General features: G+C 45.4%; 12 protein-coding genes. 4 read left to right on the forward strand and 8 right to left on the reverse strand.

All coding sequences use genetic code 11. The features are described from left to right. Positions 1-46 precede the first annotated feature (46 nt). Positions 47-3,634 (forward strand): dynamin family protein, encoded by a 3,588-nt coding sequence (locus B4F99_RS13555; protein WP_290758904.1) that lies wholly within the window; start codon positions 47-49, stop codon positions 3,632-3,634. Between the two features lie 60 nt (positions 3,635-3,694). Here the strand turns inward: B4F99_RS13555 and B4F99_RS13560 are convergent, their stop codons facing one another. The 3 genes from B4F99_RS13560 to B4F99_RS13570 form a co-directional block, all read right to left on the reverse strand. Next, on the reverse strand, positions 3,695-4,624 hold the full coding sequence (locus B4F99_RS13560; protein ID WP_290758907.1) for a LysR family transcriptional regulator: 930 nt from the start codon (positions 4,622-4,624) through the stop codon (positions 3,695-3,697). Beyond that, positions 4,617-5,567, reverse strand: coding sequence for a magnesium/cobalt transporter CorA (corA, locus tag B4F99_RS13565; protein WP_290758909.1), 951 nt, complete (start codon positions 5,565-5,567; stop codon positions 4,617-4,619). Before corA ends, B4F99_RS13560 begins: the two co-directional genes overlap by 8 nt. Before the next feature lie 95 nt (positions 5,568-5,662). After that, a complete protein-coding gene (locus tag B4F99_RS13570) occupies positions 5,663-6,211 on the reverse strand; it encodes a hypothetical protein (protein WP_035407488.1) in 549 nt (182 codons plus the stop codon). A 284-nt stretch (positions 6,212-6,495) separates the two neighbouring features. On the opposite strand from B4F99_RS13570, the gene B4F99_RS13575 reads away from it, so the two are divergent. Together B4F99_RS13575 and B4F99_RS13580 are read left to right on the forward strand one after the other, a co-directional pair. After that, complete coding sequence (locus B4F99_RS13575) at positions 6,496-7,614, forward strand: NAD(P)/FAD-dependent oxidoreductase (protein ID WP_290758911.1); 1,119 nt, start codon at positions 6,496-6,498, stop codon at positions 7,612-7,614. A 39-nt stretch (positions 7,615-7,653) separates the two neighbouring features. Next, positions 7,654-7,977: a hypothetical protein gene (locus B4F99_RS13580; protein WP_290758914.1), complete on the forward strand. Its 324-nt coding sequence runs from the start codon at positions 7,654-7,656 to the stop codon at positions 7,975-7,977. Positions 7,978-8,061: 84 nt separating this feature from the next. On the opposite strand, the gene egtD is transcribed toward B4F99_RS13580, so the two are convergent. The 5 genes from egtD to B4F99_RS13605 form a co-directional block, all read right to left on the reverse strand. Beyond that, a complete protein-coding gene (gene egtD / locus B4F99_RS13585; protein WP_290758917.1) occupies positions 8,062-9,018 on the reverse strand; it encodes an L-histidine N(alpha)-methyltransferase in 957 nt (318 codons plus the stop codon). Then, positions 9,018-10,298 carry an ergothioneine biosynthesis protein EgtB gene (gene egtB, locus B4F99_RS13590; RefSeq protein WP_056061882.1) on the reverse strand — a complete coding sequence of 427 codons (1,281 nt, stop codon included), beginning with the start codon at positions 10,296-10,298 and terminating at the stop codon, positions 9,018-9,020. Before egtB ends, egtD begins: the two co-directional genes overlap by 1 nt. A gap of 124 nt (positions 10,299-10,422) precedes the next feature. Next, positions 10,423-11,406 (reverse strand): GMP reductase, encoded by a 984-nt coding sequence (guaC, locus tag B4F99_RS13595; protein WP_035407471.1) that lies wholly within the window; start codon positions 11,404-11,406, stop codon positions 10,423-10,425. 158 nt (positions 11,407-11,564) lie between these two features. Then, complete coding sequence (locus B4F99_RS13600; protein ID WP_290758922.1) at positions 11,565-12,071, reverse strand: NUDIX domain-containing protein; 507 nt, start codon at positions 12,069-12,071, stop codon at positions 11,565-11,567. Then, positions 12,058-12,615, reverse strand: coding sequence for a GNAT family N-acetyltransferase (locus B4F99_RS13605; RefSeq protein ID WP_290758925.1), 558 nt, complete (start codon positions 12,613-12,615; stop codon positions 12,058-12,060). Before B4F99_RS13605 ends, B4F99_RS13600 begins: the two co-directional genes overlap by 14 nt. A gap of 141 nt (positions 12,616-12,756) precedes the next feature. On the opposite strand from B4F99_RS13605, the gene B4F99_RS13610 reads away from it, so the two are divergent. Beyond that, entirely contained in the window at positions 12,757-13,014 is a 258-nt protein-coding gene (locus tag B4F99_RS13610) for a hypothetical protein (RefSeq protein WP_290758928.1), read from the forward strand. Positions 13,015-13,161: the final 147 nt, after the last annotated feature.

The following is a 13,161-nucleotide window of genomic DNA, read 5'->3' on the forward strand; positions in this document are numbered from 1 at the left end:
AATCGTGATACACTGAACGATGACTGAAAGAAAGGGGTTTCATTGCATGCGCTCATTTGAGGAACGATTATCGAACCAACTCGAAGCGACAGCTTCACTCGCCACGTTGATTCAACCTTCAACGGATCAACTCCGTTTAGATAAACTAGATAAATTCGCTATGAAACTATTGAAACGAGAGTTCACGATTGCTTTCGCTGGTCATTTCTCGGCTGGAAAGTCAAGCATGATCAACGCCTTGACGGGTGAATCGGTCTTACCGACAAGTCCGATTCCGACGAGTGCGAACATCGTGACACTTCAACAAGGGGACACTGATTCAGCGATCGTTCACTTTCATGAACAGCCTTCTGTTCGTCTAACAGCAACAGAGCAAGAGGAGCATCTTAAAACACTTGGGAAGAGTGGTGATGTCCGTCAAATCGATTTGACGCATGCTGCGTCCGATCTGCCTCCTGGTCTCGTCTTGATGGATACACCAGGCGTCGACTCGGTCGATGATGCCCACCGTGTATCAACGGAATCCGCCCTTCACTTGGCTGACATCTTGTTTTACGTCATGGACTACAATCATGTTCAATCTGAATTGAACTTCATGGTGACGAATGAATTACAAGCTGCCGTACCGGAACTATATTTAATCGTCAATCAAATCGATAAACATCGTGAAGATGAACTATCATTCGACGCCTTCCGCCGCTCGGTCCATGCATCTTTCGCTGAACATGGTGTCGCGCCGAAAGGGATCTTCTTTACAAGCCTGCGGAAACCCGATCATCCGTATAACGATTTCATGGAAGTCGAACAGCTCGTCAAACAAAGCATTCGTGATGCTCAACCGAAGTTGTTGACTTCTGCCGCTTTAACGCTTGAAAGTCTTCATCAAGAGCACACACGTTATCTCACACGTCTCGTTTCAGAAGCCCACGAGACGATGGCTGAACAATTGAATGACGCTGAACGACGTGATCCAGAGACGATCGAAACCGAATTAGCCCACGTTTCGCAACAATTAGAAGCACGTCAGCCGGACCGCTGGGTACAGACGTTTTCGTTGCATCGAGATCAACTCTTGAAAAATGCGACATTGATGCCGTTCGAATTACGCGAGAAGATGCGCCGTTTCCTCGAGTCACGCCAACGCGACTTCAAGGTTGGATTATTCCGTAGCGCGAAAAAAACGGAAGCGGCTCAAGCAGAGATCGCACAAGATGTGCTCCGTGCCTATCAGACAGTGACCGCTTCTGAAATTTCGCTTCATTTACGTAACTTGATGAAACAATCGTTACGTGACCTTGGTCTCCTACAGGATACGCATATCGTCGCGATCGATCAGCTTTCACTCGCCCCGCCGCTTTCCGTACTCGAAAGTGCCTTGCCAACCGGTATTACGATCACCGGTGAATCAGTGCTCCAGTTCACGAATCGTGTCGCCGAACAGACACAAGCGTGGTTCGTCAAGGAAACGAACGCGTGGCGTGAGCTTGTTCGTCAAGAGTTGACGGCAACTTTCCCGAAAGAACAAGCTGAACTATTGCAACAACAGACGTCACTACAGCATAAATGGAATAGCGTTCAAGCATGGCAACAGGCTACCGTAGCACTCGAGCGATATGAGCATGGCGTTGCTAGTCCATCTGACCAACAACTCGAACGGGCTCGGACGCAAGTCTCAGTTTGGGAGGAGCAATTGATTCAGCAAGAAGCGACAATCGTTTCCTTTACCGGGTATGAATCGGTGACAGAAACAACTGCGTTTGAGCTCACGAAGACGATCAGTGAGCAACAATCCGTCCGTTATGCACCGGAAGACGTCGCTCAAATCCGTCAGCAGCTGGATGGTCTACAGGGCTTTGAAAAAGCCGTCGCTTATTTAAATGACAAATTGGATCGACTGACACACCAATCGTTCACGATTGCCTTATTCGGTGCCTTCAGTGCCGGAAAATCATCGTTTTGCAATGCTTTGCTCGGAGAGAAGGTACTACCCGTCTCTCCGAACCCAACGACCGCGTCCATCAACCGGATTCATCCCGTTGACACTACACACTCGCACGGCGTGGCAGAAGTCACATTCAAGTCGGAAGCAGCGATGCTTGAAGACTTAAATGAAGCGATGGTCGCAACGATGACGTTCGAGTCAACGAAACAGGCATACGATACGCTCTTACCACGTGCCGCATCGCTGACGGATCCGTTCTTACGTGCTTTCTTGACAGGATTCCCAACCGTTCAATCATTCATCGGTACCGTCCAGACGGTCGATCAAGAAGCTTTTAAACAATATGTCGCACAGGAAGAGCGAAGCTGTTTCGTCGATGTCATCGATTTCTATTATGATAGTCCCTTAACTCGTCTCGGCGTGACACTCGTTGATACACCAGGAGCGGATTCAATCAATGTCCGTCATACCGATGTCGCCTTCGATTACATCAAAAATGCGGATGCAATCTTGTTCGTCACGTACTTCAACCATGCCTTTGCTCGCGCTGACCGTGAATTCTTGATTCAACTCGGTCGTGTCAAAGATGCGTTCGAACTCGATAAGATGTTCTTCCTCGTCAATGCGATTGATCTCGCTGCGTCAGAAAGCGAACGTCAAGATGTCTTGAACTATGTCGCTACGGAACTGCAACGCTTCGGGATTCGGTCGCCCCGACTGTATGGAGTCTCGAGCTTACAAGGACTCGCCGAAAAGCAGCAAGAGCGAACGGATTCCATTTCCGGTTTACCCGAGTTCGAGGAAGCATTTCATCACTTCCTAGCGGAGGACTTGACCGGTCTTGCTAAAGTATCGTTGTCTGAGCAGACGGAAAAGACCGTCGAGCGCCTCGAACGATTTATCGTTGCGACTGAAGCAAACCTCCTGCGAAAAGAAGAACGGCTGGCTGAACTGTCTACTTTAGAACAGCAGGTCACCGATCGTTTCGAGGACAATCGTGCTACTTTGATCGAACCTGCACTCAAAGCAGAGATTCATGAACTGTTGCACCATGTCGTACAACGCATTTATTACCGTTTTCCTGACTTCTTCAAAGAAGCCTATAATCCCGTTCGTTTTGCTCAGACGAGTAAAGGAGTAGCACTACAGGAGGCCTTGAGGGAACTGTTGACATTTCTCCGGTTCGACTTTGAGCAGGAGCTCCGGGTCACGCATTTCCGCGTCGACCAATGGCTTGAAGCGGCCTTAATCCGTCGTCAGCAAGAGGAGCAACAGTTGCTTGAGCAATGGAACGAATCCTTCCAGCTGGCGCCTGTCACGGTCTCTCGGTTGAACGAAATGACGTTCGACGGACCCTTCGAGGATGCAACCCCTTATATTGGTGTCAAACGCCACTTCCGGAATGCGAAAGCCTTCTTTGAGAAGAATGAGAAAGAACAACTGAAGGAAGAACTGGCGACGTTAACTAAACAAGAAGCACTTGCATACACTACTGCTCAAGAAGAGCGTTTGCTGACAGTCGCGACGGCACATCTAGATGTCTCTTTGACATCCCTTTCAGAGCACCTGTTACGCCAAGCACTCGAACAACTCGAGAGTGAACGTGCGACGTTACAGGCACAAGAGACACTGACACCTTATAAACAAGCTGCCGCAAAAATTCGCAATCTGACGCAGCACGTCACGTCGTGAAACATGATCAATCCATACAAAAGACCGGAGCGCGACGCGTTCCGGTCTTTTGTATTTTCTTCACCGCACAGGCGTTGGCCAGAACGATTGAAAATAGTGGACGATGTATTGATGGACGTGCCGGACGACTGGGCGTAATTCTGTCCCGACAAGTCGGTTCAACGAGACATCCCATAACATCGGCGGCTCGAACGGGATGATCTTAATGTCATCCGCATGATGAAATCGCAGAATCGGTTCCGGTAGGATCGAGATGACGTCGAGTTCTTGAACCATCCCGATCAACAAGTCCCATGCACCAGACATGAAGAAGATATTCGGTTCTTGCTGCACTTTGCGAAACTCCGATAGTATTTGATGATGTAACATGAATCGATCATTTAAGATGACGAGTGGTTCATTTCCAATATCACTATAAGATAGAGCTTCTTTTGCTTGAAACGGATGATTTGGGCGAACGGCAACGACGACTTCATCTTCAATCAATCGAAAACGTTCAATGCCATAGGATTCACCTGGTTCGATCAAAATGGCCAAATCGAGTTCTTCAAGTAGCAGTCGACGTTTGAGTTCAAACGCCCCTTCTTCGATGATTTCGAGTTCAATTCCAGGATGTTCCGCCATGAACTTCGGGATTAACTGTGAAAATAACACAGGGAGAATGACAGGCGGGATTCCAAGACGGACTTTCCCTCGGACGACGTTTGAGCGTTCGCGCAGATGCCCCATCAATGCTTGATGACGTGTCAGAACGATCTTCGCATCTTCATACAATTGACTTCCCGTTTCCGATAACCCTGTCAACCGTCCGTGCTTTCGAATGAATAGTTCCACTTGCTCCAGCTGTTCGAAGTCGCGAATCATCTGACTAAGCGCCGGTTGCGAAATCGACAAGTGTTTCGAAGCACGCGTTAAGTTATAGCCTTGCTCGACAATTGTCGTAAAAAAAAAGTAACTGTCGAATATCCACTTACATCTCTCCTTATTCATCAAACCAACGATTTTTTTTGAAGAACAGAATCATCACTAAAGCAAGAAGTCCCATTGCCCCTAACGTCACGAAATAACCATACCGGGTGGTCAGTTCTGGCATATGTTCAAAGTTCATGCCATATATACCAGCGATGAACGTCAACGGCATGAAAATCGTCGTAAAGATCGTTAACGTCTTCATGATGCTATTCATCCGGTACGAGTTGAGGGAAATGAAGTTATCCCGAAACTCAGATGTCATCAATCGGTTGTATTCAATCATTTCGGATAACTTTAGTAAATGATCATACAAATCACGAAAGAATGCTTGCTTCTTCGGATGAATCGATAACCGCTTCGATTCGACGACCCGATACAATAAGTCCCGCATCGGCATGACTGTCCGTGAGATTCGAAGTAACTGCGCTCTTAATTCGAAAATTTCTTCCATCAACCGACGATCGTTTCCGCGTGATCGATAGCGTTCCTCAAGCGCAAACAATTCATCTTCTGTCGCATGGACGATCGGAAAATAACCGTCGACGATCTTATCCATGATTTTATGTACGAGATCGACCGTTTCTTGTGTGTGTAGGCAATGACTGTATTGTTCAAACACGACGTCAATTTCCGGCGAGGATTGCTCATGGTAGCTAACAAGATGCCGATCACTTGCGAACAAATTGATTTCACGACTCATCAACGTTCCTTCATCAAGTGCATGAAGGACAAAAAAACTATGATCCGCATAATACTCGAGCTTCGGACGTTGTAAATAATGAAAACAGTCTTCAATCGCCAGCGGATGAAAATCAAAGACATCGATCAATTTTTGCTTTTCTGTATCTGTCGGTTGATTAAAATCAACGAAATAGCGTTTGATACCCGGCTCTTGTATCCGAAATATATCATCTGTCAAAATGAGCGTATCGTTCGCATCGATCAATATACAACGAATCAAGTTCCTCTCCCCCCTTTTATTATTTAAGCGTACTATATTTTTTCAAATGCAACAAAAAAGGATTCCAGAAAGGGAATCCTTTTTCTTATGAACGATTAACCATGTTCAATATAAAAACCGCTCCAATATACTTGACGATACGTAAATTCTTTACCGCTTTTCGTCGTTACAAGCATTTCATCTTCTGCCATGACGGCGATTTTAATCGGAACTTCACCGTGATCCGTCAAATAATTGAGGATCTCAAGATGTCGATTCAACCAGAGACGACGACGGAACCACCGAAAACGACTAAACGCTGCACTGAAGTGGAGTAAAGCGAGTGACAGAATAATCAAGGCAAATGGAAGTGGAATATCGAACAAAGCAATCAAATATACATCTGCGATGAGTAAAGATAGCGAAAGACCCATTTCCGTCATCTCCATAAAAGATGCTTTATAGGTCGCGAAGTAGGTCATCACGCGAAACAACAAGATGACCGTTAGATACGGTACGAAATACATTTGAAACACATGGTCCGTGCCACTGTTGACGAACATGAGCAGTGGCAGGAAAAATAGCAATTTCCAGATTAGGATGGCGGAATAAAATAAAGTATGATCCGTGTAGCGTTTGCGTACGATGGCTTGACTCATATTCATTGCCTTCCCCTCCTTCATGATGGACCGTTTCAAAGTCAATGATGACAGTACATGATGCCTATAAGGGTATGTTTCCAAATTCAACTGTTTCTAATCATCTAATTCACAGTTTATAGAAATTGTATATTTAGTATACGTGATTGGTTTCGAAAAAGTTCACTTTCCCCATCATTTCCCATTATTCGATGTGCTACCGATCCGATTCTCACTCTTGCTAGTCGCCCGGATCTTCTACTGCTACAATATAAGATATTCCAATTGAATAGAATCGAGTTGAATTTTTCATGTACACCCATATCATTGTCGGTGCCGGAATTCTTGGTGCCTCGACAGCTTATCATTTATCAAAGGCTGGTGAACGCGTCTTACTCGTCGATCGGAAGGAACCCGGTCGCGCCTCCCATGCGGCAGCCGGCATCATCTGTCCATGGATGACACAACGACGAAATAAGGCATGGTACAAGTTAGCGAATAGCGGTGCTCATTTTTACAAGACATTGATTCCTGAACTCGAAGCACTCGGCGAGACGAGCACAGGTTATCAGCAAGTTGGAGCGATTGCCTTACACGAAACATCAAAAATCAATAAGATGGAGACGATTGCGCAAAACCGCTTTCCAGAAGCCCCTGCTATCGAACGGATCGAACGACTCGATCAAGAACGTGTCAAAACGCTGTTTCCGCTCGTTGAACAGATCGAAGATGCCTTATTCGTCTCTGGCGGTGCACGTGTTGATGGACGTGCCTTATGTGCCGCTATGATCCGTGGTGCTGTCGAACACGGTGCGACTGTACTAGAAGGAGATGCATCTCTTGTCGTAGACAAAGGAGTCGTCACCGGTATAACCATGGAAAACGAACAGTACTCGGCAGACCACTTCATTTTAACGGCAGGCGTTTGGTTGAATGACCTTCTTCGGCCACTTGACCTTAAAATCGATTTGCACCCAGAGAAGGGACAAATCCTACAACTCGACTTGACGGATTCTACATCAACGACGTGGCCAGTCGTCATGGGACAACGCGGATTGTACCTGGTTTCGATCCACGAAAAGAAACTGATCGTCGGTTCGACACACGAGAAACAGACCGATTACAACTTAAAGCCGACCGTCAAAGGAATGCATGCTTTATTGAATCGTGCTTTACCTGTCTTACCAAGTCTCGAGGAAACGACAATTGATGAACTCCGTATCGGCTTACGTCCCTATACAAAAAACTCGTTACCAGTAATCGGACCGCTTCAAAATCATCCAAACGTGTTCTTAGCAAACGGACTCGGCGCATCCGGTTTGACGATCGGACCTTATCTCGGTAGCCAATTAGCGAAGCTTGCAAATCATCAAACGCTTGATATCGAATGGCAGACCTATGAGCCGACATACGTCTCTTTCGACTCCTAACTCACTTTATGCTTTTTGAAAGGAAGTACGTCATTGTCCATGAAACCAGTAGTTTCACTTGAATTATTTGATGCTTTAGATATTCGTGTCGGTACGATCCAGTCGATTTCGAATCGCACGGATGGCTCAATTCAGCTTGAGCTACAATTCGACGGATTTACACGTTCTTTTTCACTCGCTTGGGATTCACTACGACCTGATGTCCACGAGCTGTTTGGAAAACAAGCGATTGCTGTACTCAACGTACCTGGTCGTACGCCAAAAGAGTCCGGACGAGTGCTTGAGATTGGGCGTTCAGAGCAATGGATGCCGATTCTCGTCGTGCCGGAACATCCGATACCTGAAGGTGCACGGATCGAATAAGACACTTTAACCTATGAAAAACACTCCCCAGTCATGCTTTTAACGGAAGCTTACGTGTAGGAGTGTTTTTTAATTATGACGCCGTTACATTTTTTCTAAATAATGCACGCTGAATCGTTCATCGTCATCGATCCAACAATTGACTGAATGAAAACCACTTTGACGGGCAAGTGTCTCAAACTCTTCTTTACTATACTTATAGGAGTTTTCCGTATGAACCGTCTCCCCCTGTTTAAACGGAACCGTCACACCTCCAACTTGCACGAGTTGATCAAGTTGACTCCGAAGATGCATTTCGATTCGTCCTTTTTCTTCATTATAAAAAGCATGATGTTCGAATCGTGTCACATCAAACGTTCCCTCGAGCATCTGATTCAAATGCGTCAACATGTTCAAATTGAATGCTGCCGTGACACCGGCTACATCGTTATAAGCACGTTCAAGGACATCGGTCGATTTTTTTAGATCAACGCCGATCAAGAATCCATCTCCACTTTCAAGGATCCGCGATGAATGACGTAAAAAGTGCATCGATTCCTCCGGTTCAAAGTTCCCGATCGTCGAACCCGGGAAAAAGATGACCCGTTTTTGAGATTCCTCTACCGGTAAGGAAATGGCTTGTGAATAATCTCCACAAACAGCTTTAATATGCAATGCAGGATACCGCTCCGATAATTGACGAGCAGATTCCATCAAAAAGTCTTTTGAGATGTCGATCGGCATGTACGTATCCAAGTGCGTAAACGTCTCAAGCAACATCTGGATTTTACGACTGCTTCCGCTTCCATATTCGATCAGTGTATGCACATCCCCAATACTCTGAGCGATTTCCGCTCGGTGTTGCTCCAAGATAGCAAGTTCCGTTCGTGTCGGATAATATTCCGGTTGTTGCGTGATCTGCTCGAACAACTGGGAGCCGATATGATCATAAAAATATTTCGCAGGTAAGACTTTTTGTTCGCGCATCAGACCTTCGATGACTTCTAAACGCATGTTTTGTTGCGGCGTATATAAATCGTACCCAATGACCGTCTCGCGCATCACATATCACCCGCCAATCGGAAGCCGCCAAATAACCAGCGTTTATCGGGTGGGAAGAAGTTTCGGTACGTCTCGCGAATATGATCGTCAGGCGTCACGCACGCTCCTCCACGTAGTACCATTTGATTACACATGAACTTCGCATTGTACTCTCCAAGTGCTCCCTCGAGTGGTTTACTGCCTGGGTACGAACTATAAGGACTTGATGTCCATTCCCAGACGTTACCGAACATGCTTGCAAGCGTCGTCTCTGACTCTTTGACTACGACTGGATGAAACGTACCGTTTCCCATCATGTTGCGCTTCGTAACGGAATCGACTTGACGAGAAGCCCATTCCCATTCCGCTTCTGTCGGCAAACGCTTCCCTTTAAAACGGCTGTAAGCATCCGCCTCATAAAAGCTAACGTGACAGACTGGTTCGTCGAGCCGCAATGGTTCGACGCCATTCATCGTAAAGATCGTCCATTCTCCCGCGTCATCCTTCATCCAATATAATGGCGCTTTCCAGCCTTCTTTTTGAACCGTCGCAAAGCCATCAGATAACCAATACTCTGACTTTTCATAGCCACCTGCTTCAATAAACGCCAAATACTCCCCGTTCGTGACAGGACGTGTCGCGAGTTCAAACGGATGCAGCCACGTTTTATGGCGCGGACTCTCGTTATCAAACGCAAAACCGTCTCCTGTATGACCAATCTCGACGAGTCCTTCCTCAAATGGAATAAAGGATGTTTCCATGAGTGCATTTTCAGGCACGTCTGGTTCTAACGACTTTGACTGATAGGCAGGTAATAACGGATTCGTGAAAAAGTTATACTTCACGTCCATCAAAATCAATTCCTGATGTTGTTGTTCGTGTTGTAGTCCCATCTCGACCAATGCTTCGATTTTTCGTTGGTCTTCTGGAGTCCGTTCTTCTTTCAAGAACTCGATCATTTGTCCATCGACATATGCCCTGTAAGCGATGATGTCCTCGACGGTCGGACGTGACAACATTCCCCGTTGTTGACGAGGTTGATAAGGTCCGATTGAATTGTAGTACGAGTTAAACAAATAATTGTATTTCGGATGGAAGACTTGATAGTTTTCACTATATTCCTGTAGTATCATCCGTTCAAAAAACCAAGTCGTATGAGCAATGTGCCATTTTGGCGGACTCACGTCTGAACTAGCTTGAATGATGAAATCCTCTGCTTCGAGCGGTTCGATTAAGGCGATCGTTTGGTTGCGAACGGTTGCGAATTTTTCAATTAAGTACGATGTCGTTTCAAATAGCATGTCAATCACTCCCTATCCAAAATATTCCGAATTTTTTGGTCCATTTGACTTATACCCCTCCTATGGAAGAGTTATGCTAAGGAAACAAAAAAAGTCCGCTCTGTTAAGAGCGGATTCATCATACTTAAAATACTTTATCACCGTTGAAGATCGAGTTTTTGACGACAACGTAGTCGACCGTCCGAATCGCCTTCAATTTATTTCCACCAGCGTATGAGATCGCTGATTGCAAATCTTGCTCCATTTCAATCAATGTATCTGCTAGACTTCCTTTATGCTCGACGAACATCTTTTTCCCTTCAACATTCTTGCGTTCGCCTTTTTGGAACTCAGAAGCAGAACCGAAATATTCCTTGACGAGCACCCCGTCCACTTCATGTGTCTCACCAGGCGATTCTTCATGCCCTGCGAAAAGTGAACCGATCATGACCATCGAAGCACCGAACCGAACCGACTTCGCGATATCCCCATGCGTCCGAATACCACCATCGGCGATAATCGGTTTGCTTGCTGCCTTCGCACACCAACGAAGTGCTGCGAGTTGCCAACCACCTGTACCGAACCCTGTTTTAATTTTCGTGATACAAACTTTACCTGGTCCAATCCCGACTTTTGTTGCGTCTGCTCCTGCGTTCTCAAGTTCGCGTACCGCTTCCGGTGTACCGACGTTTCCAGCAATAACGAAACTTGTTGGTAAAAGCGACTTGATGTGGCGAATCATCTGAATGACTGCTTCCGAATGACCGTGTGCGATATCAATTGTGATGTATTCAGGAGTTAGCCCCTCTGTCGCGAGCTGTTCGATCAGCTGATATTCTTCTTCCTTGACACCGACGCTAATCGAAGCGAACAGTTGACGCTCTTGCATCATACGAACGAACGCTAGGCGACGTGCCGGTTCGAATCGATGCATGATATAGAAATAATCGCCTTCAGCTAAGAACAAAGCAATCGATTCATCAATGATCGTTTGCATGTTTGCGGGTACGACCGGAAGCTTGAAACGACGACCGCCGAACTCGACTGACGTATCACATTCCGAACGACTACCAACGATTGATTTTGCTGGAATTAATTGAATATCTTCATAATCGAATACTACATCCATGAATAACACCTCTAATAACGAATATTTTTTGTATATCGGCGATAATCATTCGCCCCTTGACCACTATAACGAACTGTTATCATGGTGTCAAAGAAATTTTCGTGTTTTTAAGATTTTTCATGAACTTTTTTAGTAAACAAAAAAATAATGTTCGGATTTTAACAATATTGTTGTTGTAAATCAGTCAACCATTGTTCTTCCCACTCGAAAAAACTCGATGCCTCCGATTTCTCAAACACTTGATCAGGATAAGGCAATGCAAGTGGCGGACGCTCATTTTTTGGAAAATAAGCCAGTTGCTTAGATTCCCCATCAATGGCCTCGAGCGTCCCACTGACTACCTCACATTCGAACATCGTTGCTACATACTCGACCTCGTTTCCGTCAGGGTACGTAAGTCGAAACGATTCCCCACCAAATGTCGCGATTAGTCGGACGGGTCGAACGAATAGACCCGTTTCTTCATAGACTTCGCGAATGACTGCTTGTGCAGGGGATTCTCCTAGTTCAATCGCCCCGGCAGGCAAACTCCAAAACGGACCACCTGGATCCTGGAAAAGGATATGCCCTGCTTCGTTTCGAATGATTGCTGCGACGCATGGTGTAAACAGACGTTGTGTTCCGACGTGTCGCCGTAGATTGGCATAATAATCAGAGATTGGCATGACGTGACTCCTCCCGGTCTTCTTTTAATAGAGCAAACAGAATAAAATCTTCCCAGGCATCATTGATGAAGAGGTTTTGTTTCGCGATTCCTTCTTTACGAAATCCGACTTTTTCAAGAACTCGGATTGATCCGATGTTCCCCGGCATGACCTCAGCACGAATCCGGTGGAACTGATGGACATCAAATAGATGGTCTACGAACAATCCAACTGCTTGAGCCATAAATCCTTTTCCGCCATAAGCTTCATCTAACTGATAGCCGATCATGCACGTCTCGGCTGGTCCACGCTGGATGAACATCGCTGAGACATCGCCAATCAATTGATCATTCTCCGTTAAAAAAACACCGTAAGCATAATACGCATCTTGTTTCATCAACTCCTGATGACGAAAAATTCGTTCCCGCTGCCCCTCTAACGTGTACTGTTCGGGTAACGGCTTAACTGGCATCCAGTATTCGAAGTGTTCACGATTTCGTAAGTTCATCTCAAGAATAACTGCCGCATCATCTAAGACATACGGGCGAATATAAATAGGCAACATCATTTTTCCTCCTTTAAATTATTATCTTTAGTTCAAGAAGTTTGCGTGTTTCATAAATCATCCAGCGGGAATCTACATAATAGTTCATTACATTACAGTGACAGCATGCTATAAAGAAAACTGTCGAAGAAGGAGTGACCTATGTATTCAGACACTGATTTGCTCAATCAAATCAAACGACGCGATCCTTTTGCTCTCGAACGATTATACGATCGTTACGAAAAAACACTCTTTCTTTTATTTCATCGTACACAGGTCGATGAAGCACTTATTCATTCTGCAATGACCGAATTATTCCGCACTGTTTGGGAACAACCAACACGTTACCCGAACTTCCAAGGATTCATTTTGCATACATTACGACAACTCAGTAGTAAAAGAGAACATATTCCGACTTAATTGAAAGAATCCGTTATACTCTTTCGCCACAGGTAAAATGAACCCTTTAATTCAATGATGTATTTATAGAAGAACAGCTTACTTTGTTCTTTTTTTGTTTTGTCCTTTCTTTTTTGATACGGGCATGCTATATTATTAAGTAATTAT

Source organism: Exiguobacterium sp. UBA3491, assembly GCF_002377745.1.
GTDB lineage: Bacteria > Bacillota > Bacilli > Exiguobacteriales > Exiguobacteriaceae > Exiguobacterium_A.

Coding starts and splice junctions, on each gene's coding strand:
- B4F99_RS13555 (WP_290758904.1), top strand. CDS start 47: ATGCGCTCATTTGAGGAACGATTATCGAACCAACTCGAAGCGACAGCT.
- B4F99_RS13560 (WP_290758907.1), bottom strand. CDS start 4,624: ATGAATAAGGAGAGATGTAAGTGGATATTCGACAGTTACTTTTTTTTT.
- B4F99_RS13570 (WP_035407488.1), bottom strand. CDS start 6,211: ATGAATATGAGTCAAGCCATCGTACGCAAACGCTACACGGATCATACT.
- B4F99_RS13575 (WP_290758911.1), top strand. CDS start 6,496: ATGTACACCCATATCATTGTCGGTGCCGGAATTCTTGGTGCCTCGACA.
- B4F99_RS13580 (WP_290758914.1), top strand. CDS start 7,654: ATGAAACCAGTAGTTTCACTTGAATTATTTGATGCTTTAGATATTCGT.
- egtD (WP_290758917.1), bottom strand. CDS start 9,018: ATGCGCGAGACGGTCATTGGGTACGATTTATATACGCCGCAACAAAAC.
- egtB (WP_056061882.1), bottom strand. CDS start 10,298: ATGCTATTTGAAACGACATCGTACTTAATTGAAAAATTCGCAACCGTT.
- guaC (WP_035407471.1), bottom strand. CDS start 11,406: ATGGATGTAGTATTCGATTATGAAGATATTCAATTAATTCCAGCAAAA.
- B4F99_RS13600 (WP_290758922.1), bottom strand. CDS start 12,071: ATGCCAATCTCTGATTATTATGCCAATCTACGGCGACACGTCGGAACA.
- B4F99_RS13605 (WP_290758925.1), bottom strand. CDS start 12,615: ATGTTGCCTATTTATATTCGCCCGTATGTCTTAGATGATGCGGCAGTT.
- B4F99_RS13610 (WP_290758928.1), top strand. CDS start 12,757: ATGTATTCAGACACTGATTTGCTCAATCAAATCAAACGACGCGATCCT.